Raw genomic sequence first — 23,866 nt, forward strand, 5'->3', positions numbered from 1 at the left:
AATTTGTCTGTAATGTGAGAAATTAAATACAATTAAATTTATTTAAGTTCATTTCTAGCTTGAGGTTATAGCTTGGAACAACGATTTACAGCACAAATTACAGACTGGAATCAGGAAGGGCGCGGCGTTGCCCGGGTAGACGGTAAGGCGGTATTTATTGATGAGGCATTACCGGGTGAATTAGTAGAATGGCAGCCGGTGCGGATAAAAAAATCCTATACTGAAGGTAGGATTAGCCGAATACTGATGCCGGCTAATGCTCGTGTACAACCGCCTTGTGATTATTATGCTCATTGTGGTGGTTGTAACAGCCAGCATATTGAGTTTACTGCTCAGGTGGCACTAAAACAGCGTGCATGGCTAAGTCAGATGCGGCGTCTGGGTAAGGTTCTGCCTGATGAACTGATGCCGCCTGTTTATGGCTTAGCATGGCATTATCGCCAACGAGTGCGATTACGTGCAGTCTATGATAAAGGCCGGTTAAAGCTGGGTTTTCAGGCCAGACAAAGCCATGCAATTATAGATATTGATTATTGTCTGGTATTACCTGAGGTAATGTCGAAAGCTTTAAAACCAATTAAGCTTTTTTTACAAAACTGGTCTGCAAATACGGTTAAGGGCATTATGCTGCATCAGGGTAATGATGCTATCGCACTCACTATACAGGCTGATGAGTTAAATCAGGCCAAGCGTATGCAGATTGATGGTTTGCTGCAACAGTTACAGCAGCAAAGCGGTTATGTGTGGCAGTGCTGGTTACAAAAAGGTAATAAAACCACTTTAATATCTTCATCTGCGACTTCGGTTCTTGCTTATCGTCTGCCTGAATATCAAATTGAGATTCCATATCAACCTGAAGATTTTACTCAGGTTAATCATGTGACTAATGCGCTTATGGTACAGCGGGCAATGCAATGGTTGCAGCCATGTGCCGGCGAGCGGATTATTGACTGGTTTTGTGGTTTAGGGAATTTTAGTTTACCGATTGCACGGATGCAGGCAGAGGTGCTGGGTATTGAGGGTGTTGCTGCCATGTGTCAGCGTGCTGCGCGTAATGCCAGGCATAATGGTTTGGTCAAACTTGTACGTTTTCAGCAGGCTGATCTTTTTGCTATGAGTGCGCAGCGTCTGCGTGAGCTGGGTTATGCGCATAAATGGTTGCTTGATCCGCCACGTGCAGGTGCTCAGGCATTGATACAGTCTTTAAATGAAATTGAAGAACGGCTGTTACCACGCCGGATAGTTTATATTTCCTGCGATCCGGCTACTCTGGCACGAGACGCAGGTTTACTCGTTAAGCGCGGTTACCGTTATCGTGCCGGCGGTATTATGAATCTGTTTGCGCAAACTGCACATGTGGAGTCGATCGCTGTATTTGACTGGTAACACAATAATAATGAAACAGGTAAAATTATCTGTTTAGTTAAAAGTAGATGAATATCCTGTAATTATTTCATGATAAGAAACAATATTTTTACTCTTCGAGATGTTGTTATCTGGTTATTCACGTTAATATTGTTGCTGTCAGACAAATGTTTAGAGGTGTTTCTTCATGAATAAATTGGCCAGTATTTTGATGGCAGCGTTGCTGGGAATAACCGTGCCGGCTGTAGCTGCAAATTATAAAATCGATCCTTTGCATGCCAATGCCCGTTTTACACTTGATCACTTTGCAACCTCCAGTAATGTGGGTGGTTTTTATAATCTTAATGGTGAACTTCAATATGATGCAGGTGCGAAAACTGGCTCTGTAGATATAACCATCCCGCTCAGTACTCTGGATACTGGTCGCAGTGAGTTCACGAAACACCTGCAAAGCGAAGCTTTTTTTAATGCGGCAAAGTATCCGAATCTGCGTTTTTCTTCACAGGACTGGATTTTTGATAAGCAAGGCAAGGTCAGAGCATTACGCGGCCAGCTGACTATGGTTGGACGAACTCATCCTGTGACATTACGGGCAACTAAATTTAATTGTTATAAAAGCCCTATGACTCAGTCTCAGGTATGCGGCGGTGATTTTGAGGCTATTATTGATCGCTCACAATGGGGGATCGATGAATATCTGACGGCCATACCAGCCAGCCGGTATGTTAAAATTAATATTCAGATTGAAGCAGCCAGACAGTAAACTAACTGGGTAATTTGCTCGGATTATCTGTTTTAATAGCAGATGATCCGTTTATGCTATGCACAATATTCAGTTTTTAGCCGGTTAGGTATTTAATATACTGGATTTGTAATACTTAACCGAGGGCATTTTGATTAAAAGGGTTGCTTCTATTGAAAATAATATTAGATCACAGAGCGGATTTTAAGCTAGAAACTGTTATAAAGCTGAAATATTGATTCAAAGATTTGATATTGGTACTTTGTTAATATTATGATTAGAGTTATGGTGTGAATAATCAGATATTCGTTCTTAATGTAAAAGGTGGAAATCGTTATGTGGTGTATCAAAAAATTTAATGAAATTTCATCACACGATTTTTTTCATATTGCTCGCTTGCGTATCGATACTTTCATAGTAGAACAACAACGTATTTATCCTGAGCTGGATGATTGGGATTTGCAGGCTAAACATGTTTATTATCAGCGGGACGGGCAGATACTGGCATATGCACGAATGTTTCTGGCTGGTGTTCACTTTACTTTTGGACGGTTTGTGATACATCCAACGGTACGCGGTACCGGATTGGGTGATCAGCTGGTTAAGCTCATTCTGCATTACGCAAAAAATCATTATGCTGAATATCCGGTTAAAATTGAGGCTGACCGGCGAGTACTTAAATTTTATCAGCGGCATGATTTTCAGATACAGGGAACGCCCTATATTTCTAATGGAATCCCTTACGTACAAATGCTGTATCAGCCAAAAAAAGCGACGGGCTGAACAGAGTCGGTTATTAGAACTTGTTTATCGCAGTGATTAATATTCTGGCAATAGAAAAAACCGGTACGATTGTACCGGTTTTATTTTTCAGCAAAACTTATTGATCATTCAGACTAATACCATTTTTTTGTAAAAGCTGATTAATTTGTTCCTGTACCTTTTGCTGTTTGGCCTGTTCACGCAATTGCTCTTTAATCTGATTAAATGCAGGTGCGTTAGGAGCCTGACGCATACCGGCTACTTTCAGCAGAAAAAAATGACCATCAATGTTGATGACATTAGGTGATATCTGACCATTTTTCAGCTGAGAAGCTAACTGAGCAAATTCAGGCGGCAACTGTTGCGGGTTCATCCAGTTGCTGGCAGGAGCTTCCGGATTAACCTGTTTATACAGGGTTTCGTAAGCCAAACCTTTTTTCAGTTTAGTTAAGCCTTCTTCAGCCGCTTCTTTGCTTGGAAAAACAATTGGCAGTAAATTGATTTCCTGACTCACTTGTTCATATTGCCGGCGCAAATCACTGTCGTTAATTTCAGTTTTGGCAGCCAGATAATCCACATACTGGGCAGCATAAAATTGTGCCTGTACATTTTGCCATGCAGCCTGAGTATCAGGTTGTTTATCAAGCCCGGCCTTAATAGCTTCAGCTTTTAATATTTCAGCTGATTGCAGGCGCAAGGTGATTTCTTTCTGAATTTCTGCCTTATCCGGTGCCGGAGCATCTGGCTGAGTCTGCATCTGACGCTCAATCTGTTTCAGCATAACGTTAATACGCTGGCTGTCAATTTTGGGCGCATCAGCAAAAGCGAGCCCGGCTGCCATGATACTCAGCCCAGCCAGCCAAGGAATGCTTTTTTTCATGTTGAGTATTCCTTATTTTATCTTCTGATTAATCAATCAAACCAGAGTTAAATTATTATTTGATTGTTGCATTTTTATAAAGCTGATCAATTGCCTGTGCTATTAAAGCGCTTTGCAGACGGCGTGACAGAACAGGGGTCATTTCTTTCTGACTCGGCAGTTTAACATTGCGCTTATCGTTTACATAGAATATAGCATATATATTGCTGTTACCCTGTACCGGTGTGGCAGTGTACTGACCTTTTTTCAGGTCTTTAATTGCGTTATAGACCGAAGTGGCACTTTCCTGTAAATCTTTAATGGCAACGTAACCTTTAGGAATGCCTCCGTTTTCGCGACCGGCAGGATCAATAGTGTATTCTTTAGCTACAGTGCTAAAGTTTTTATTCGCTTTTAACTGAGCAATGGCTTTATTTGCAGTATCTGCATCACGGGTAATGATTTCACCTAATTGTACTTCCTGTGTGCCGCTGTAATATTTGACCATGTCGTTGTATGCGTTACTTACATCCTGAGGTTTTACCGGATTGTTTTTTGCCACGTTGGCCAGATAGGCTTGAGTCAGCAGATTGTCTTTAAAGAAAGACCATTCTTCTTTGAAACCCGGTTTTTTATCATCGCCCAGACGTTTGGCTTCAGCTTCAGCCTGACTTAAAGCTTTCAAGTATTCAGGATCTTTATCCAGATTCTGGTTTTTTGCAGCCTGAATCAGCAAAATTCGGGTAATCAGGCGGTTGGTAATATTTTTACGCAATTCAGGGGAATCCTGAATCTGATTCTGGCTTTCCTGTACCAGTATGGCTACCTGGTTATCGACTTCTTTGCTGTCAATTTTGGTTCCGTTAACAGTGACTACTGTCTGGGCAGCAGCAATACCGGTTAATCCAAACATAATGGCAGCAGCAATAAATTGTTTTTTCATGGTTCACTCTCTTTTAGTTTAAGTAGATAAAGTAAATTATTATCTGGTTAAATATTCAATGTTTGTGCATGCCCTGATGCTTAAAGCATGAATGGTATTTGTTCTGAATAAATCTTCAAGTAATTGATGGATCTTACGCTGTCGGGCTAAACGTGATAAACCGATAAAAGCATCGCTGACAATCAGCAGGCTGTAATGTCCGCCACCACCGTGACCTTTATGTCCTGCATGTAAATGACTGTCATCGGTCAGTTCCAGTTGCTGCGGAGCCAGTATTTGCAGACGTGTTTGAATAATAGTCTGAATATCAGTCATTTGGCAGAATTTTTTTAAAAGGGCGGATGAGAATTTCTTCAAATACTCCGGCATCAACGTAAGGATCCTGTTCGGCCCATGCTTGCGCTTCGTCCAGAGATTCAAATTCGGCAACAATCAGACTGCCGGAAAAATGGCTGTCATCGTCCGGGAGGGGATTGGGGCCTGCCAGAACCAAACGGTTTTGTGCCTTTAGTTCTTCTAAACGCGCCAAATGTTTTGGCCGTGCTTGCATACGCGCTTCGTGACTGTTATCGGCATCAGTGGCCATTAGCATAAACAGCATTACAACTCATCCTTTTTAGTATACTGACTAATATATACTGTTTGTCCAACAAGAAATAAAAATAATATTGTGGTACTGCCAAAGAGTTTGAAATTAACCCATTGTGGTTCGGTAAAGGTGTAAGCAACCCAGAGATTAAGTGTACCCAGTGCCAGCAGGAATATAACCCAGATATAGGTTAGTTTACGCCATGCAGGTTCAGGCATACTGATTTCTTTTCCAATGGTACTTTTCAGAACATTTTTGCCGCACAGGTGTGAAATCAGCAGACCTGCCGACATAACCCAGAACAGGACGGTCGGCTTACACTTAATGAAGTACGCATTTTTTGAAATTATAGTCGCTCCGCCCAGTATGACGACCAGTGACAGACTTACCCACTGCATCGTTTGCAGGCGCCGGTATTTAAACAGGCACCACACAGCCTGAATAATACCTGCTGCGACGGCTACTTCGGTGGCAAGGATAATATTTTTAGTTAAGGCATAGGTAGCAAAGAAAAGAATAACTACCAAAAATTCAAATGCAGCTTTCATTATCAGGACTGAATATCTTTATTTTCCGGTTACGGGTTAAATTAAAGGTGACAGATAGATGCCATGATACCCTGAGTTTTTACACTTGGCACGTGTTAAAGCAAGGTATTAAACAAAATTTAACAGTTGTTGTATCAGTTGTTGTATATTGGTTTCAGGCCTTCCTGAGTGTGGTTCGTATGAAAATGTCCACAGATAAATACAGTTAGAAAGCAAATCAGGTACAGGTAACTTGGCATTAAAGTGTCGCAAAAGCTATTATAGCGTGAGATAATATAAAAACAGGTTTAGTGAAAGTTAAACGCCAATTGCATTTATTTAAGTATACTTGTAGAAATTTTCATATGAATAGGCACACGCTTGACGGCATTGGTGCATTACCGGTGAGGGTACGGGATTGAAAAACGCAAATAATTTAAAGATCATCGCACTGTCTTTATGTATGTTGGCCAGTGCACCTGCATGGGCAGGTCTGGGTAGCTTACAGGTTAATTCGGCGCTGGGAGAGCCGTTCTCAGGTAGTATTGTGGTAACTGGTGATGAAGCCAAAGCAGCATTGCACGGGCGACCTGCTGTTTCCGGAGCTCCGTTACAGGTGCGTGTAACAGCACAAGGACAAAATGCCGTAATTCATTTGCGCTCCAGTAAACCTGTGCATGATCCGATGCTGACTTTCAGTCTTGCTGCCGGTAGTCAGGGGCGGCAGTATACTGCGTTGCTGGATCCACCTGAACGCCATCATTCGGCTGGAAAAAATAAAGCAACCGGCAAACATCCTAAATCTGTACATTCTGCACCAGTGCGTTCTGCAAGAGAAAAATCTGCAGCACGAGCTACTGTCGCACTGCAAAACGGCCTTGCTTCCGAAAATGCGGTAGTGAAATATAATGTCGATAATAATGAAACCTTGATGGATGTTGCGCGTAAGGTACGGCCGCAGGGACTGAGTTTAGAGCAGACCATGCATGCTATACAGGTTGCTAACCCGAATGCTTTTCGTAACGGTAATCCTGATTTGATGTATCGCAATATTAGTCTGAATATTCCTTCTACTTCACAGCTGAAAAAATTATCCAAAGTACCACTTAAAACAGCTGTAAAACCGGAAGTGACACAAAATACAACACCGGCGGTAACAAAAGAAAAAGACAATCCCAAAGTAGCCGCTAATACCAGAGATACGGCTGCGTCGGAAGCTCAAACTAAAGAAAACACTGTTAAAGCAGAAACATCAGCAGCGTCTTCAGTTCCTGCTCAGGCTTCAGCCACTATTCAGGCTTCAGAAGTTGCACAGGCTTCAGCTCCGGCTGCAAGTGCGGCATCTGTGGTGAAGGCAGTACCTGTACAGCCTAAAGTTAATACACAACCTGTTCAGCCTGCAGAAGAACCGGCTGAAGAATCCATGCTGCCTTCATGGTGGCCATATGCTCTGGCCGGTTTGGCCGGTGTTCTGTTGATTGCTGCCTTACTCTGGCAACGAAGCAGAAAACGCAACAGCATAGAATACAGTACTGAGTATGATGAAGATTATTCTTCTGATGATGAAGATGATGATGTGGTATTTGAGACTGAACCTTCTGTAGTCAGTCAGTCTACATCTGTACCAGCTACTACAGCTAAAACAGCTGCGGCTGCTACAGCAGTAACGACTACAGCCAATGCTGCTGCAGATGACGACGATTGGTCGTGGCTGAATGATGCCGCTGCATCGGATAAACCGGCTCAGGCAGATAATAAATCTGCTCCTGCTAAGGAAGTACATTCAGAGCCTGTATCACAGGTACCTGATAAAAAAGTAACAGAAGCCAAGCAGGAAGAAGACGATACTGACTGGCTGAATTTCAATTTCACTGATAATACACCTGCAACTAGCGCAGATACGGCTGCACCGTCATCTGCTGAGCTGGATAGTAATGACGATTTATCATGGCTGGATCAGATTGATGCAACTGAACAGCCCGAAGTTCTGACTTCGCATGAACAACCGGCTGTTACAGAACCTCAGCAAGAGGTGGCAGACAATACGGATTTTGAATGGGTAGTTGCGGAAGAGCAACACCCGGATGAATCTCAGGCTGAAGCACATCAGGATTTTGTGTTACAGGATAACGCATCATCAGACAGTAATGATTTACAACCGTCAGATATATCCTTTAGCTCTGATTTGGATGCGGTTCAGCCCGAACAACAGTCTAAACCGGCAGCAGCAGAAGATGACTCATTAAATTCTCTGGCTGATTTGCAGTGGGATGAAGACTTTAAATTTGATGATGAATCTAAACAGGATACTTCTGCCCTTGAAGAAGTGCATTCCTCTATTGAGCAGACTTTGGCTCCGCATGATCAGCATGCATTTGCAGCAGAAGATGATGCCATTTCCACAGATATTGATTGGGATTCACTAGGAGTAAGTGATGATTCCGACAATCAACCCATTGTTGTTCCTGAGGCCGACACGGAAGAGATTGATATTCCGTCCATGGACTTTGCGCTTGAAGACGATAACTCTAAACCGGCACCAGCTGTTAATGCAACTACTGCACCAACAAGGCCGACCTCTTCATTTGCTACCGGTGATGGTGGGCAGGACTGGCTGGAACAATCAGCCAAACCTGAGCAGGTTGATAAACCTCTGACTCCTGAACAGCAGGCTATTCCATTACAAGCAAAGCTGGAACTGGCAAAAATGTATCTGGAAATGGATGATGCAGTTACTGCTCGTCAAACGTTGCGTGAATTGGTTGATGAAGCTAATGGCGCGATACTGGCAGAGGCACAAAATCTGTTACAGCAATTAGGTGGCTAATTCGCCTTATTTTGGTTGAATTGTCAGTTGCTTTAATTTCTGTATCTGAAACACTAAAATGGTCGAATTCTGTTTATGGAATTCGGCTATTTTATTTGCTGTAAAATTGCCGTATTTTTTAATATATTACGCATATAAATTTCAGTTATTAATTGATTTTATTGCGGTTTATAAGTTTGCATTTAAGGTGTATCAGCTTATGAAACAAGCTGAATAGAATTGTTAAGAAATAGGGTAGTGGTGCGTAATGGCGCGTAGAAGCGGGTTTTGTCGTCAGATAAAATCATTCTGAACTAATATATATTCTGATTTGACTGGACTATTAATGATGTAAGCGATTTATTACCAGGCAATTTTTTATTGCTGCTTTGCTATGAGTAATTATATAGGTTTCAAATATGAAGGCAGTTAACGGCTATGCGATAATAATGGATGTGGTTGATGTGATTTATTTGGATTAGAAACAGGCATGGTTGCTAACAGAGAAGAAAATCAGGTGATTACGCATGAAGGTGGTTTGCCTGTACAGCGCTGGGCATTAACTTTGGCTTATGATGGGCGTGCCTTTCATGGTTGGCAAAAGCAGCCGGATGGTTTGTATACTATTCAGTCGGTTCTGGAAGATGCTTTGAGTTCCATTGCTGCTGAACAAATCAATGTTGTGGTAGCAGGACGTACCGATGCCGGTGTTCATGCAACGGGGCAGGTGGTACATTTTGATACGAGTGCGCTGCGAAGTGCCGAAGCATGGTTGCGCGGTACGAATACAGCGATGGATAAAAATATTCGTATTATCAAAGCACAACCGGTAGCCGCTGAATTTCATGCCCGTTTTGACGCATTCGGGCGACGTTATCGTTATATGCTTGAATCCAGCAGGGTACGTATGCCGCAACTGCGTAGCCGTGTCGGCTGGACTCACTATCCGCTGAATATGGCGCTAATGCGTGAAGCTGCGGCAATGCTGGTGGGAGAACATGATTTTTCCAGTTTCCGCTCCAGTGACTGTCAGGCTAAATCACCGGTAAAAACTTTATATAAACTAAACCTTGTCGGCAGCCCGGAATTAATGGCGATCGATTTTTATGGCAGTGCGTTTTTACACAATATGGTACGTAATATTGTTGGTGCTTTGGTGTATGTGGGTGCAGGTAAATTGAGTGTGGCCGGCTTTGCTCAATTGCTGGCAGCCAGAAACCGGCGGCTGGCACCACCAACATTTATGCCGGACGGATTATATCTGACCGGTATTGATTATCCGCAGCAATGGGGTGTGGAAACAGCTGCTTTACCCGTATGGCTGTGGCCATATCTGGATTAATGCCAATATTGCGGGCAAGTTTCTAAAGGGGCAGAGGATGAAAATTCGAAGCAAGATTTGCGGGATGACCCGCGCTGAAGATGCAATACTCGCTGCCCAGCTTGGGGCAGATGCAATCGGACTGATATTTTTTTCTGGCAGTAAACGCTGTGTTTCTATTGAGCAGGCGCAGGCAATTACTCAGTGTATACCTCCGTTTGTAACAATAGTCGGGTTGTTTGTTAATGCTGCTACAACTGAAGTACAGGAAGTGCTGAGGTATGTGCCTCTGGATGTTCTGCAATTTCACGGGGATGAAAATGCTGAATTCTGCCGTCAGTTTCAGCGTCCGTATATTAAGGCAATAAGAGTAGGTGAAACAGCTGATATTGAAGCTGCGGCAGCTACATATACAGATGCCCGTTCTTTGCTGTTTGATGCAGCTGTTGCCGGGCAGTATGGCGGTACAGGTCAGACTTTTGACTGGCAGATGCTGCCTGACAGGCTGGATATTCCATGGATACTTTCTGGTGGTCTGAAACCGGAAAATATTGCTTTGGCTATCAGACAAAGCAAAGCTATGGCTATTGATGTATCCAGTGGTGTGGAAGCATCGCCCGGAATTAAAGATGAGCAAAAAATGCGGGCTCTGATGGCGGCAGTTAATCAGTTTTCTGAATAAGTAATAATCTGATTTTATAATAAAAAATAAGAATTTTTATGCGGTATTTATTATTGCATAGGAACTAAAAGCAATATCCGCAAGTCTGATTTTTATTCAGTTTATTACTGAGCAATAAAAATATATTTATAAGGAAAGTGCGGTTCTGGTTTTGAAGATGAAAAGCCGGAGAGTGAAATCATCCTGTTTGAATATTATTTTTGTACTCAAACAAATATGGCTGAAATGATTGAACTTGTGGATATTCTGGTGCTGAAACTGGCTATTTTACGTTTTATTGACAGATCATCATAACAGACCCGATAAAAATAATACTAACCAGTACGACTGATTTATTTTTCTGTTTTAAAACAGAAAAATAAAAGAAAATTTTGTATCGTGATTCTATTTTTCCAGATTTTTATTGGAAGTAATGTCTCGATGTTGGTGCTAGATTATCAGACAGCCGATATTGGTTTTATTAAGATTGGGCTTTTAAATAATGACAGCTATATCAATAAGCATGTAATCAAGTTCATGTTGTTATTTGAAACAGCGCTTATTTATGAATTTAACAACCTGTATTTTTTATTGGTTTTCGTTTTTAATATTGTATTGTCTGATACAAAGCATTTATGCTGTTCTGCCGCGGTATGCTGATATCTTTCTGGATAGCAGGGTTTATATTGGTGATATCGGGATTTTTTATTAACACAGAAGCAGAACTCTTTTATTTATTCCGGATTAAGTATGGATAACGGGATAATGGATTTAAAAGGTGATAATATGACCGGATAGTTTTACTTTGCGGGTAAATTGTCGCTCAATGGAAAAAAATATGGAAAATTATCACTATCCTGACGAACAGGGTTTTTTTGGTGAGCACGGCGGGCTGTTTGTATCGGAAACACTGATTGCAGCTTTGGCTGAATTAAAACAGGTTTATTATGAAGCGAAAGCTGATCCGGCATTCTGGGCACAGTATCATGAGGATTTAAAATATTATGTAGGCCGCCCCAGTCCGGTTTACTATGCACGGCGCTTGTCTGACTATCTGGGCGGAGCGCAGATTTATCTGAAACGGGAAGATTTAAATCATACCGGTGCACATAAAATTAACAACACGATCGGTCAGGCTTTACTTGCGCAGCGAATGGGTAAAAAGCGCGTTATCGCTGAAACCGGTGCTGGTCAGCATGGTGTGGCCTCTGCTACGGTAGCCGCGCGTTTTGGTCTGGAATGTACGGTATTTATGGGTACTGAGGATATCCGCCGTCAGGCACCGAATGTATACCGGATGAAGCTGCTTGGTGCTCAGGTGGTTGGGGTGGATTCCGGCTCATGTACGCTGAAAGATGCCATGAATGAAGCATTGCGTGAGTGGGTGGCACGGGTGGATGATACCTATTATATTATTGGTACCTCAGCCGGTCCGATGCCTTATCCGGAAATGGTGCGGGATTTTCAGTGTGTTATCGGAAATGAAGCAATACAGCAGATGCAGGAAGCCATCGGTCGTCAGCCTGATGTAGCAGTAGCCTGTGTCGGCGGCGGTTCGAATGCGATTGGTCTGTTTTATCCTTATATTAATGTGACTGAAACTCGTCTGGTAGGGGTTGAGGCAGGTGGTCTGGGCTTATCCGGTTCCCAGCATGCCGCGCCTATCAGCTCGCACAGCCCGATGGGGGTATTACACGGATTCCGGGGTTATCTGATGCAGGACGAAAACGGACAGGTGATGAATACTCATTCTGTTTCCGCCGGTCTGGATTATCCCGGTGTGGGTCCGGAGCATGGTCTGCTGCATGATATTGGCCGGGTTGAGTACGAAGCCATGGGTGATGAAGCTGCTATGGAAGCGTTTCATTTGCTGTGTCATAAGGAAGGTATTATTCCTGCACTTGAATCCAGCCATGCGCTGGCATGGGCAGTAGCCAATGCACCGAAAATGAGTCCGGATGAAGTCATTCTGGTGAATCTGTCCGGCCGGGGGGACAAAGATATTAATACGGTTGCCCGGCTGGACGGAATTAGTCTGTAGTAAATATTTGTTGTATGTATGAATAAGAGTATTAAACTGTCTTCCGGTCAGATTTTTATGATGGCTCTGGCCATCGGTCTGGCCGTAGCCAGTAATTATTTTGTCTTTCCGCTGATAGAAGTAACTGCACGCTATTTCGGTATGAATGTTGCCAGTAGCGGCATGCTGATTACGCTGACACAGCTTGCTTATGCGCTGGGGCTGATTTTTCTGGTACCGCTAGGTGATTTGCTTGATAACAAAAAGCTGATTGTATCGCTGTATGTTGTAGTGGGTATCAGTGCGCTGCTGATAGCATTTGCTCCTGATTTATGGCTGTTTATTGCCGGTCTGGTAATGGTTGGCGCCTTTTGTACCGTGGCTCAGGTGCTGATGCCGCTGGCCGCCAGTCTGTCGGAACCCGAACAGCGCGGGCGGGTAATCGGTACGCTGATGAGCGGGCTGTTACTGGGTATTCTGTTGTCACGTACTTTTTCCGGTATGGTTGCCCATTGGTGGGGCTGGCGTACAGTATATATCCTCAGTGCGGCAATGCTGCTGTTAATGGCACTGATTTTGCAATGCAAACTGCCTCATGTACAGCGTGAACACAGTACGCTGGGTTACTGGAAAACGCTGGTATCGGTTTGGTCGTTATTATGGCGTACACCGTTATTGCGGCAGCGTGGTGTGCTCGGGGCGCTGGATTTCTGTTTATTTTCAGTGTTGTGGACACCATTGACGTTATTGCTTAGCCATGCGCCTTATCATTTCAGTTTGAGTACAATTGGTTTATTTGGTTTATTTGGTGCGCTGGGGATATTTGGTTCCAATGTAGGGGGCTGGGCTGCGGATAAAGGCCACACTTATGCGATGACAATAGTTTGTGCCTTACTGTTTTTGCTTAGCTGGTCACTATTGTATGCCGGAGGGGTGCATTTATGGGCATTGATCGGCGGGGTAATTTTGCTGGATTTTGCGATTCAGGCATTACATATCAGTAACCAGTCGCTGATTTATCGTTCTGATCCGGCGCTCAAAGGTCGGATTACTTCCGGTTATATGAGTATGTATTTTATCGGTGGTGTACTCGGCTCACTTGCTTCTGCTATGGCTTATGCACATTATGGCTGGAACGGGGTTTCGTTGCTGGGCGGAGGAGTGGCAACACTGATTTTACTGTGTGCATTATTCTTTAAATGTGAACGTATATCTTAAATCTGTGCTGCTGAACTGATCTGGCTGCCGGCTGGCGACGGATTAGTTTCTGTGGTTGGTAATAATTATTATTGTGAATAGGATTATTTATGTCTAATCATGCTGTGATGACAGTGATTGGTAAAGACCGTATTGGTATAGTTGCTGAGGTAGCCACGCTGCTGGCAGAGCATCAGGTTAGTATTGTGAATATCAGTCAGCAGTTAATGGATGATTATTTCACTATGATTATTTTGCTGGATGCGGAAAAATGTACTTTACCGCGCTTAGAGTTCAGTAAATTTCTGGATAGTGAAGGCGAAAAACGGGGATTGCACATCCGTGTGCAGGATGAAGCATTGTTTAATGCCATGCACCGGATTTAGGAGTTATTTATGTCTTTTTCTATTCAGAATAATGAAATTCTGGAAACTGTACGAATGGTATCCGACCAGCATTTCGATGTGCGTACGATAACTATTGGCATTGATTTGCATGATTGTATTGATACAGATATCAAGCGCCTGAATGAAAAAATTTATGCCAAGATTACCCGTGTCGGTAAAAATCTGGTACAGACGGCAACTGAGCTGTCGGCTAAATATGGTGTACCAATTGTAAATCAGCGCGTTGCTGTAACACCTATTGCTCAGATTGGTGCTGCCACCGGTGCTGATTCTTATGTATCGATAGCACAGACACTGGATAAAGCGGCAAAAGCCATTGGTATTTCGTTTATCGGCGGTTTTTCTGCATTAGTGCACAAAGGAATGAGTGCTGCTGATGAGATATTAATCCGATCAATTCCTGAGGCTATGGCCTGCACAGATGTCGTATGCAGCTCAGTAAATATCGGTTCTACCCGTGCCGGCATTAATATGGATGCTGTACGGCTGATGGGCGAAACCATCCGCCAGACTGCGGCAATTACGCCGGAAGGTTTTGGCTGTGCCAAACTGGTAGTTTTTTGTAATGCAGTGGAAGATAACCCGTTTATGGCCGGTGCCTTTCATGGTGCGGGAGAAGCGGACTGCGTCATTAATGTCGGTGTATCCGGACCGGGCGTGGTATGTGCTGCGTTGCAGAATACACAAGGGCTGTCCTTGACCGAAGTTGCCGAGCTGGTGAAAAAAACCGCATTCAAGATTACTCGTGTGGGTGAACTGATCGGCCATGAAGCCAGTAAAATGCTGGGTATTCCGTTCGGTATTCTGGATTTATCTCTGGCACCTACTCCGGCAGTGGGGGACAGTGTTGCCCGGATTCTGGAAGCGATGGGGTTGAGTGTCTGCGGAACGCACGGCACGACTGCGGCGCTGGCATTACTGAATGATGCTGTGAAAAAGGGCGGTATGATGGCTTCCAGCGCAGTAGGCGGATTAAGTGGTGCGTTTATTCCGGTATCTGAAGATGAAGGTATGATAGCAGCGGTAGAAGCCGGTGTGTTGACGCTGGATAAACTGGAAGCTATGACGGCGGTGTGTTCGGTCGGGCTGGATATGATTGCTGTACCGGGCGATACCCCAGCCAGTACATTGGCGGGAATTATTGCTGATGAAGCTGCTATCGGCCTGATTAATAGCAAAACTACAGCCGTGCGGGTGATTCCGGTTACCGGTAAGGATGTCGGTGATTACGTAGAGTTTGGCGGTTTACTCGGTCGAGCTCCGGTTATGCCGGTGAAATCCGGTTCCTGTGAGGTATTTATTAATCGTGGCGGAAGAGTACCGGCACCGGTGCAGTCAATGAAAAATTAAGGGGTGTGCTGTACCGCATGGTATGATGCAGGCTATGATAATCAGCACTGGCAGTGTTGCAGGCAGATAAAATCTGGCTGTCCGCAGGGAGCGGCAGGATGATGGCTGGCTGAATCAATACACTGCTAAAGTGTTCGGAAATGAGTTGAGAACATAATGAGTAGAATTCAACATACGTTTGAGCAGCTGCATGGACGGACTGCTCTGGTATCGTATATTACTTGTGGTGATCCGGATCTGGCTACAACAGTACAGCTGATGAAAACGCTGGTAGCCAATGGTACAGATATTATTGAACTGGGTGTGCCTTTCTCTGATCCGATGGCCGACGGACCGGTGATTCAGTCAGCTGCCGAGCGTGCTTTACGCCAGAATGTGTCTCTGAATGATATATTTCAGGTGGTCAGACAGTTCCGGCAGGAAAATCAGACGACACCAGTGGTGCTCATGGGTTATCTGAATCCGGTTTATCATATGGGTTATGAACGTTTTGCCAGCGCTGCCGCACAGGCTGGTGCGGATGGTGTGCTGACAGTAGACTGTCCGGCCGAAACGATTGATGATTTGCATGAGCAGCTCAGGAAATACGGGCTGGACTGCATTTTTCTGATTGCCCCTACTACCACAGATGAGCGGATTAAACTGATTGGCAGTAAGGCCAGTGGTTTTGTTTACTATGTATCACTTAAGGGAGTGACCGGTTCATCACAGTTGGATACGGCCGAAGTTTCGCGTAAAATTGATCATTTACGCCAGTTTATACAGGTGCCTATCGGTGTGGGTTTTGGTATTCGCGATGCCGACAGTGCCCGCCGTATCGGAGCAGTAGCGGATGCCGTAATCGTTGGCAGCCGCTTTGTGCAGACAATAGCCGAGCATACTGGTCATGAGGCCGAAGCTCTGGCTCCTGTTGTCGCCGAGCTCAGACAGGCTCTGGAATAATCTGTGTAACATCCTAATTCTGTATGGCGGCCTGTTCCGGCTGCCGGCAATAACCGGGAATAAAAGAATGAGTTGGTTAGATAAAATCCTGCCGCCTAAGATTAAGAAAGATGCAGCGGTTAAATCCGCAGGTATCCCTGAGGGATTGTGGCAGAAATGTCCGTCCTGTGCGGCAACTTTATATGCCACGGATTTGAAAAAGAATATGGAAGTGTGCCCGAAGTGCGGATATCATAATCCGGTGTCAGCACGGGAACGTATCAGTATGATGCTGGATGAAACCAAACAGTATGAAATTGGTAAAGACATTAAACCAGTTGATATTCTCAAATTCCGTGACAGCAAAAAATATACTGACCGCTTAAGTGCTGCCCGTAAGCTGACGCAGGAAGATGATGCGCTGCTGGTGGTACGCGGAACCATGAATGGTGTACCTGTGGTTGTGGCCGCTTTTGAATTCAACTTTATCGGCGGTTCAATGGGTTCTGTTGTGGGTGAGCGCTTTGTTCGCGGCGTACGTGAGGCGGTAAAACATAACTGTACCTTTATCTGTGTGGCTGCTTCAGGTGGTGCACGCATGCAGGAAGGTCTCAATTCATTAATGCAAATGGCTAAAACCTGTGCTTCATTACATTTGCTTGCTGATAAATCACTGCCTTTCATATCAGTATTAACCAATCCGACTATGGGCGGTGTGTCTGCCAGCTTTGCGTTTATCGGTGATGTTGTTCTGGCTGAGCCGAATGCTCTGGTTGGATTTGCCGGTCCGCGGGTGATTGAACAAACTGTACGTGAAACTTTACCGGAAGGCTTCCAGCGTTCGGAGTTTTTACTGGATAAAGGGGCAATCGATCAGATTGTTGACCGGCGTGAATTAAAAGATCGAATTGTTCGATTGATTGGTTTGTTACGCTCAGAAGCCAGTGCGGATGCCGCCTGATACAGTTTGTATCTGTATAATCGAATAATGGTTATAAAAATGCCCTGATATGTTTTTCAGGGCATTTTTATTGATAGAGACTAAAAGGATACATCAGTTAATTTTGAGCTATGCCTGTAATTGTGCCAGTAATACCGGTACATGGCTGTGAGCAATATCTTTGGCTGCCGTGAGCAGCCATAGTTGCTGATGCTGCTCATGCAGTTGCTTCAGTGTGCGCAATGCTTCCTGTTGTTGTGGCAGGCTGAGTTCCTGCTGATACAGCCGGCAAAATTCCTGATAATGATTTTCAGGATTCTGGTGCAGCCATTTTCTGAGTGGACCGGACGGGGCAACAGCTTTAATCCACTCAACTCCGCTTAGTCTGATTTTACTGATACCCCGTGGCCACAGGCGGTCTATTAATACTGCCGGCTGCTGATGCTGATAGGTATATACACGTTGAATGTTATACATGGCGATTGATCTTAACTCTATAAATTATCAATCATAATTTTCAATATCTGTATCGGCAAGCATGGCAGTGTACCTGTGGCAGGATGGGTAGGCTGATGTGGTAAAAAACTAATAATCAATATCGGCCGGTGTCATGGTTCCAATGTAATAATCAGTATTGTGTATCGTAACAGAAAATTAAAAAGCAGCCGGTGCGGCTGCTTTTTTCTATGAATAATGCTATTTCTGATTTTTATTCAGTTCCTGCTCTAATTCATTTTTAAGCATTAGCCCGGAAATGGTTTTACCATTCGGGAAAACCAAGGTAGGTGTGCCATCAAAGCCATATTTATTGCCCAGTTTTATGATGTCAGCTACCGGATTATCACAATTGGCAACAGCAGCAGGTTCTTTGCCCTTGCGCATCCACTGAGTCCATGCGGTTGTACGCTCTTTCTGACACCATATCTGCACAGCCTTTTTCTGTGCGTTCGGATGTAAATCAGGTACCGGCATCAGGAAAGTATAGACAGTAATATTGTCTATCTGGGCAATTTCTTCTTCGAGTTTTTTACAGAACGGACAGTCAGGATCGGAGAATACAGCCATTACTCTCTGACCATTACCGCGAACCTCTTTAATTGCTTTTTCTAATGGCAATTCTTTAAAGTCTATTTTGGACATATCGCTGACTCGCTGTTCGGTAAGATTTTTCCGGTGTTCCAGATCAATTAGATTACCAATCATAACATAGGCAGCATTTTCATCAGTATAAATAATCTGATTGCCGGTAATTACTACTTCATAAATACCTTGTAACGGTGTGGTATATACACCCTGTATATTTAATTCAGAACCCTTGAGCATTTTGCTCATTTTACTGGCCAGATTGGCATTTATTTTTTTACTGATTTCCGCATCAGCCGGGCGACCCGCGTCAGTTACATTATTGGCTGCTGATACAGATGCAGTTGTACTACCTGAGGCCGACTTTGCCGCAGAATCAATATTATGTACAGGTGTACCGTCGCATGAAGCAATTAGCGGTATGGCCAGTAGGGGTGCAAGCCATTGCCATAGATAAGATTTTTTCATATTGAAATTCTTTTTCTGTCTGTTAATGTATGCCCTGACTGAGAAAGGCATAAAAGTATCCAAGTGGGAAGTTTTGCTATTTTATCGCTAAACAGGATAAATCCGGCAGAACGCCAGACTAGCTGAAAACAACGAAATCTATAGTCTGTTTTATCTGCTTTTATGCAAGGCCTGTCCGGCTACGCGTTAGTATAAAGCAATCATGTTATAAGTGTAATGTTGTTTTGTAGTTAAACGGCTGGCGCAGCCAGTGGCTTCATGCCACAATACTTATCCGATAATTAATGTGAATTCTTGCTATGACTCCGATTTTGGCTTTCGACATAGAAACTGTGCCGGATGTAGCCGGCATTCGTGTTCTGAATCATTTGCCGGCAGAGGTCAGTGATGCTGATGTGGTGGAATTTGTCTTGCAGCAGCGACGAGCCAAAACCGGTAACGATTTTATGCAGCTGCATTTGCAGCAGGTAGTGGCTATTTCCTGCTGTATGCGCTGGGGTACGGATAAAATTCATGTGGGCAGCATCGGAACACCGGAAGACAGCGAAGAAACTTTAATTGCGCGTTTTTTTGAGCTGATTGAAACCCATACACCTCAGCTGGTGAGCTGGAACGGCGGTGGCTTTGATTTACCAGTTTTACATTATCGTGCTTTGATTTATGGCATCAGTGCGGCACGCTACTGGGATATGGGCGAGGGTGATTTTGGCGACAGCCGAGATTTTAAGTGGAATAACTATATCAGCCGCTATCATGCACGCCATTGTGATTTAATGGATTTACTGGCTTTATACCAGTCCCGTGCCTGTGTACCTCTGGATGATATGGCCAAACTATGCGGTTTTCCGGGAAAACTGGGTATGGACGGTAGTAAAGTCTGGGCAGCTTATCAGCAGGGTGAACTGGCACAGATCAGGCATTATTGCGAAACCGATGCAGCCAATACTTATTTAATGTATCTGCGCTTTAATCTGTTACGCGGTTTTCTGGATGCAGACGAATATGAGCAGGAAATCCGTTGTCTTAAAGGTTATCTGAGTACGCAACAGGCAGCACACTGGCAGGAATTTCTGAGTGCATGGGGCAGATCGGTCTGATTATCAAAATAAATAAGCCGAAAACTGAAATGATGATTTGTATGAGATGTTTTCTGAGATGAATATGCGCAGGCTGGTGCTGGTCGGCGTGGGGCTGATTGGCGGTTCGCTGGCACTGGATTTAAAACGTGCCGGACTGGTTGCTGAAGTAGCCGGTATTGATATCGATGCCGATAATCTGACTCGTGCACTGGAACGGCGGGTAGTTGATTATACCTATACGCAGATCAATGCAGAGAGTGTGGCAGAAGCCGATATGGTGCTGATAGCCACTCCGGTGAATACTTTACCGGCAATTTGCCGTCAGCTAGTTCCTTATTTATCTGAACATTGTATTGTTACTGATGTGGGCAGTACCAAGCAGCTGGCATTAAAAGCCTTTGCTGCTGAATTACCGCATCATTATCCGCGCTGTGTGGCCGCTCACCCGATTGCCGGTTCAGACCGGCATGGTGCACTGGCGGCGCAGTTTGGTTTATTTGCCGGAAAAAAATGTATTGTTTGCGCTCATGAACAGCAGGATGAAGCTGCATTACACACAGTTGTTGCTATGTGGCAGGCTGTGCAAGCGCAGATTTATCATCTGGATGCGGCACGACATGATGCAATTTTTGCCGCTGTCAGTCATTTACCGCATATGCTGGCTTATGCATATGTGCACCAGTTGGCCGAAGCAGCAAATGCCGATGAATTGTTGCAATTTGCCGGCAGCGGGTTTCGGGATTTTACCCGCATTGCAGCCAGTAATCCGCAGATTTGGACAGATATCTGTCTGGCTAATCGTCAGGTACTGGCTGGTTTACTCCAGCAGCAACAGCATGAACTGGCATATTTACAGGACTGTCTGCAACAAGGAGATGCACAAAAATTGACTGCTTTTTTTGCAAAAGCACAGAAAATACGCGAAGACTGGCATAATTAGTGTTCATGAACCGAAGTCAGCGGTGATGTTGTCTGACGACGGTTTGGTTTGGGCTAAGTTATGGTTAGATAAAGTGTTTTTTTATGCTGTTTGCGGGAAAAGATATGTGCAGTTAATGAATTTTGCGGTATTTTTAATTAAAATAACTATATTTTGTCGAATTAATACAAAATATGACTTGCTATGCATGCGTAGTTGAGGCATAATTCGCTTCGTTAAATCAGCTCCTAGTTGGTTTAACAGTTTCTCCTCTATTTCTCCTTTGTAGACTTGGCGCACACTTAATCGTGTGCGCATTTTTTTATCTTTTTTTCTTTATGCTAATGGAATTTTAAAGCAGATGGTGTGTATTAATATTTTTTTGATGGCTGGAGTAAATATAGCCTGATGTTTAGTTGCTTTCAGCTTCGGTGACAGAATTGTTCATTACGGCCTGAGTAAGTGAATTTACCAGACAGATATGATTACTGATAATCAAAGGTATTGGGTGCTGTCATGCAAATAGAATTAATGCAAGGATAAACTCTTTTGACCAGTTTAGTCATTAAATGACCGGTTTGATTGTTTCTGAGGATACTTTGATATGGACGCTAATATCTCTGGTGAAAGTAATCTGCAAATTTTGCTGCAATCTGCTTCACCGCAGCATAATCCGGGCAAATATGTATTTTGTACTGTACAGCAGCCTGCACCAGCATTGCTGACCGCTGCTGTGGCGATTATGCAGGAAAACGAGGGTACTACGCTGGTTTTACCGCAGGCAGTTGCTGATGAGTATCAGCTGAATTATGAATATATTGCCGGCTGGATTACATTAATGGTGCATTCTTCGCTGGCTGCTGTCGGGCTGACAGCTGCTTTTGCGCATGCACTGGCACAACAGAATATCAGTTGTAATGTTATAGCCGGTTATTATCATGATCATATTTTTGTAGCTGATGATGATGTGCAGCAGGCTTTGGTTATTCTGAATAATCTGGGTCAGGCATCATAGTCAGCTTATGCAATAGATAAAACTATGAATGATGATGTTCAATAACAGCGTTGGTGGTTTTGTTAAGCGGAGAAAGAAAATAATTTTGATTGTTTCTATGCTTTGGTAAAACCAAGTACAGGTATTCAGGGTCTTATCAGTACGTAACCAAGCTGCATAGCTGTAACACTGACTTGCATTCGTTCTTTTAACGTAGGGAGTGTTTTTAAAGTTTGGGCAGCAATCGTATCGACCCATTGATGCCATTCGGCATTAATTTTAGGATGATCATTCCAAAGGGGGGCGCCAGAGACTAAAGGTTGTAATGCCTGACTCACTGTTGATAGATTTGGAAAATGTTGCATAGCCACTTCTGCCGTGTTCGCAAGTGTTGTTTGTACAAAAGTTAGCATAAACACTAAAGCCGTCAACTTGAATTTTATTTGTGATCCTTTTTATCTATATGAGATTGATTAAGCAAGATTGCCTGTTGCTTTTTTATATAAACTAAAACACAAGGCGGTAATGATGGCACCCATAATACAAATAATCGTAGCCGTGATAAAAATGCCACTAAACCCTAATTGGTCAAAGGTCATTCCACCAACACCAGCCGCTAAACCAATGGAAAATTGAATCGCGGCAACCGATAATCCACCAACCAGTTCAGCTTTATCAGCAAGCGTTCGAGTGATCCACGTTGACCAACCAACAGGGATAAATCCAAACACAAATCCCCAAGCAATCACTAATGTAGTATCCATAGTCACATTATCAGAACTTAAAAACCTATATTTAATAAATAAGAGCATGGCTATAGCGGCTAAGACTAAATGAATGGCGATCATCACAGGTCTAAAAAATCGGCCAAGTAATAAACCCGCAACAAAGGTTCCGATGCAATTAGCGATACCAAACACCAATAAAATAAGGGTTAACGGACCGGCTTGTAGTGCTAAATTGTGCTCTAAAAACGGTCGCAGATAAGTAAAAAAGAGGTGATAACCTCCATAACTAAAAATTGTCCCGATAATGCCAAGAAAACACCAACTTTGCTTAAATAGGGCAAACATATTTTTAAAATTACTGCTTTCACGCGGCGGTAAAGATGGTAGGGTAAGCCGTTGCCAAACTAGCGCGATAAAACTTAATGCCGCAGCAATAAAAAACACATTACGCCAACCGACTAAATGACCTAAATAACTGGCAAGAGGCAGTGAAATAATCGTTGCAACCGACACTCCGGCATAGACAATACTTAATGCCCGAGGAATATCTTTATTCGGCGCTAATTGTAATACTACAGCAGATGCCATTGACCAAAATCCGCCAACACAAATCCCTAATAGCGCTCGACCAATCAGCATAATGAAATAATTAGGCGCAACAGCAATGAACAAATTGGATAATACTAATAAAATAGAAAAAGTGAGTAATACTACCCGACGATTAATATTTTGGGTCATGGGTGCGAGAACCAGACTGGTGACTACTGCAAAAATCCCCACCATTGTGACGCTTTGGCCTGCTTGACCTTCAGTAATATTGAAATCTTGTGCGATAGGTGTTAATAAGCTAACGGGAATAAATTCCGCGGTAATCAAACTTGTTACCCCGATAAATAGCGAGAATATTGCTCCCCAATACGCCGTACTTGGGGAATTTAATGTGTTATCTGACATGGTTAATCCCATTATTCTATTAAAGACGAATGAATTGAATGGTTGTTGAATGGGTCATAGTCTAAATAGCAGCTAAAGATATGTAAATTACTTATATTTTATGGTTATTTATGCTTTAAAAGCATGGGTATAAGCTGTATTTAATGTCATTAATATAAATAAAAAGAAGTTATAAGAATAAGCTCAGCAAAATAGGAGGATCATTTTGCTCACTTCTATATTCAGAGGGAT

General features: G+C 43.5%; 24 protein-coding genes. 15 read left to right on the top strand and 9 right to left on the bottom strand.

The genetic code is table 11. The features are described from left to right. Positions 1–72: 72 nt before the first annotated feature. The 3 genes from rlmD (at position 73) to H3T75_RS00705 (ending at position 2,890) form a co-directional block, all read left to right on the top strand. A complete protein-coding gene (gene rlmD / locus H3T75_RS00695) occupies positions 73–1,386 on the top strand; it encodes a 23S rRNA (uracil(1939)-C(5))-methyltransferase RlmD (protein ID WP_198210761.1) in 1,314 nt (437 codons plus the stop codon). A gap of 166 nt (positions 1,387–1,552) precedes the next feature. Further along, on the top strand, positions 1,553–2,128 hold the full coding sequence (locus tag H3T75_RS00700) for a YceI family protein (RefSeq protein ID WP_084587169.1): 576 nt from the start codon (positions 1,553–1,555) through the stop codon (positions 2,126–2,128). Positions 2,129–2,443: 315 nt separating this feature from the next. Further along, positions 2,444–2,890, top strand: a complete 447-nt coding sequence (locus H3T75_RS00705; RefSeq protein ID WP_198210762.1) for a GNAT family N-acetyltransferase — start codon at positions 2,444–2,446, stop codon at positions 2,888–2,890. A 97-nt stretch (positions 2,891–2,987) separates the two neighbouring features. Here the strand turns inward: H3T75_RS00705 and H3T75_RS00710 are convergent, their stop codons facing one another. The 5 genes from H3T75_RS00710 to H3T75_RS00730 are packed head-to-tail and all read right to left on the bottom strand — an operon-like array spanning position 2,988 to position 5,808. After that, positions 2,988–3,749 carry a peptidyl-prolyl cis-trans isomerase gene (locus H3T75_RS00710; RefSeq protein ID WP_025331382.1) on the bottom strand — a complete coding sequence of 254 codons (762 nt, stop codon included), beginning with the start codon at positions 3,747–3,749 and terminating at the stop codon, positions 2,988–2,990. A gap of 55 nt (positions 3,750–3,804) precedes the next feature. Further along, on the bottom strand, positions 3,805–4,671 hold the full coding sequence (locus H3T75_RS00715) for a SurA N-terminal domain-containing protein (RefSeq protein ID WP_100125736.1): 867 nt from the start codon (positions 4,669–4,671) through the stop codon (positions 3,805–3,807). Between the two features lie 39 nt (positions 4,672–4,710). After that, positions 4,711–4,986: a BolA family transcriptional regulator gene (locus H3T75_RS00720; protein ID WP_084551735.1), complete on the bottom strand. Its 276-nt coding sequence runs from the start codon at positions 4,984–4,986 to the stop codon at positions 4,711–4,713. After that, complete coding sequence (locus H3T75_RS00725; protein ID WP_025331379.1) at positions 4,979–5,272, bottom strand: YciI family protein; 294 nt, start codon at positions 5,270–5,272, stop codon at positions 4,979–4,981. Before H3T75_RS00725 ends, H3T75_RS00720 begins: the two co-directional genes overlap by 8 nt. Then, positions 5,272–5,808, bottom strand: a complete 537-nt coding sequence (locus tag H3T75_RS00730; RefSeq protein WP_198208698.1) for a septation protein A — start codon at positions 5,806–5,808, stop codon at positions 5,272–5,274. Before H3T75_RS00730 ends, H3T75_RS00725 begins: the two co-directional genes overlap by 1 nt. A 442-nt stretch (positions 5,809–6,250) precedes the next feature. Between H3T75_RS00730 and H3T75_RS00735 the strand changes: the two genes are divergently transcribed. From H3T75_RS00735 to accD, 9 genes are all read left to right on the top strand, one after another. Then, entirely contained in the window at positions 6,251–8,614 is a 2,364-nt protein-coding gene (locus H3T75_RS00735) for a FimV/HubP family polar landmark protein (RefSeq protein ID WP_084551737.1), read from the top strand. 469 nt (positions 8,615–9,083) lie between these two features. Next, the gene (gene truA, locus H3T75_RS00740) at positions 9,084–9,935 is read left to right on the top strand and encodes a tRNA pseudouridine(38-40) synthase TruA (protein WP_174830625.1); all 852 of its coding nucleotides are present in this window, start codon (positions 9,084–9,086) and stop codon (positions 9,933–9,935) included. Positions 9,936–9,972: 37 nt separating this feature from the next. Beyond that, positions 9,973–10,596, top strand: coding sequence for a phosphoribosylanthranilate isomerase (locus tag H3T75_RS00745; RefSeq protein WP_198210763.1), 624 nt, complete (start codon positions 9,973–9,975; stop codon positions 10,594–10,596). An 817-nt stretch (positions 10,597–11,413) separates the two neighbouring features. Further along, on the top strand, positions 11,414–12,616 hold the full coding sequence (gene trpB / locus H3T75_RS00750; protein ID WP_037393409.1) for a tryptophan synthase subunit beta: 1,203 nt from the start codon (positions 11,414–11,416) through the stop codon (positions 12,614–12,616). Between the two features lie 18 nt (positions 12,617–12,634). Continuing rightward, positions 12,635–13,813: an MFS transporter gene (locus tag H3T75_RS00755; protein WP_198210764.1), complete on the top strand. Its 1,179-nt coding sequence runs from the start codon at positions 12,635–12,637 to the stop codon at positions 13,811–13,813. An 89-nt stretch (positions 13,814–13,902) separates the two neighbouring features. After that, positions 13,903–14,178: an ACT domain-containing protein gene (locus H3T75_RS00760; RefSeq protein WP_025331370.1), complete on the top strand. Its 276-nt coding sequence runs from the start codon at positions 13,903–13,905 to the stop codon at positions 14,176–14,178. A gap of 9 nt (positions 14,179–14,187) precedes the next feature. Further along, positions 14,188–15,549: a PFL family protein gene (locus H3T75_RS00765; protein ID WP_078475379.1), complete on the top strand. Its 1,362-nt coding sequence runs from the start codon at positions 14,188–14,190 to the stop codon at positions 15,547–15,549. A 156-nt stretch (positions 15,550–15,705) separates the two neighbouring features. Beyond that, complete coding sequence (gene trpA, locus H3T75_RS00770; protein WP_078475378.1) at positions 15,706–16,491, top strand: tryptophan synthase subunit alpha; 786 nt, start codon at positions 15,706–15,708, stop codon at positions 16,489–16,491. Positions 16,492–16,558: 67 nt separating this feature from the next. After that, the gene (gene accD, locus H3T75_RS00775) at positions 16,559–17,431 is read left to right on the top strand and encodes an acetyl-CoA carboxylase, carboxyltransferase subunit beta (protein ID WP_025331368.1); all 873 of its coding nucleotides are present in this window, start codon (positions 16,559–16,561) and stop codon (positions 17,429–17,431) included. Between the two features lie 108 nt (positions 17,432–17,539). Here the strand turns inward: accD and H3T75_RS00780 are convergent, their stop codons facing one another. Next, on the bottom strand, positions 17,540–17,887 hold the full coding sequence (locus H3T75_RS00780) for a DUF488 domain-containing protein (RefSeq protein ID WP_078475377.1): 348 nt from the start codon (positions 17,885–17,887) through the stop codon (positions 17,540–17,542). Between the two features lie 219 nt (positions 17,888–18,106). Next, a complete protein-coding gene (locus H3T75_RS00785) occupies positions 18,107–18,961 on the bottom strand; it encodes a DsbC family protein (RefSeq protein ID WP_025331366.1) in 855 nt (284 codons plus the stop codon). Between the two features lie 299 nt (positions 18,962–19,260). Here H3T75_RS00785 and H3T75_RS00790 point away from each other — a divergent pair, with 299 nt between their 5' ends. The 3 genes from H3T75_RS00790 (at position 19,261) to H3T75_RS00800 (ending at position 21,974) form a co-directional block, all read left to right on the top strand. Further along, complete coding sequence (locus H3T75_RS00790) at positions 19,261–20,058, top strand: 3'-5' exonuclease (protein ID WP_198210765.1); 798 nt, start codon at positions 19,261–19,263, stop codon at positions 20,056–20,058. Between the two features lie 58 nt (positions 20,059–20,116). Then, on the top strand, positions 20,117–20,980 hold the full coding sequence (locus H3T75_RS00795; protein ID WP_084551768.1) for a prephenate dehydrogenase/arogenate dehydrogenase family protein: 864 nt from the start codon (positions 20,117–20,119) through the stop codon (positions 20,978–20,980). Positions 20,981–21,563: 583 nt separating this feature from the next. Then, entirely contained in the window at positions 21,564–21,974 is a 411-nt protein-coding gene (locus H3T75_RS00800; protein ID WP_198207086.1) for an ACT domain-containing protein, read from the top strand. A gap of 125 nt (positions 21,975–22,099) precedes the next feature. Here the strand turns inward: H3T75_RS00800 and H3T75_RS00805 are convergent, their stop codons facing one another. Next, positions 22,100–22,366, bottom strand: coding sequence for a hypothetical protein (locus H3T75_RS00805; protein ID WP_198210766.1), 267 nt, complete (start codon positions 22,364–22,366; stop codon positions 22,100–22,102). Between the two features lie 60 nt (positions 22,367–22,426). Next, the gene (locus H3T75_RS00810) at positions 22,427–23,635 is read right to left on the bottom strand and encodes an MFS transporter (protein ID WP_198210767.1); all 1,209 of its coding nucleotides are present in this window, start codon (positions 23,633–23,635) and stop codon (positions 22,427–22,429) included. Positions 23,636–23,866: the final 231 nt, after the last annotated feature.

The organism is Snodgrassella sp. W8135, assembly GCF_016101225.1.
Classification (GTDB): Bacteria; Pseudomonadota; Gammaproteobacteria; order Burkholderiales; family Neisseriaceae; genus Snodgrassella; species Snodgrassella alvi.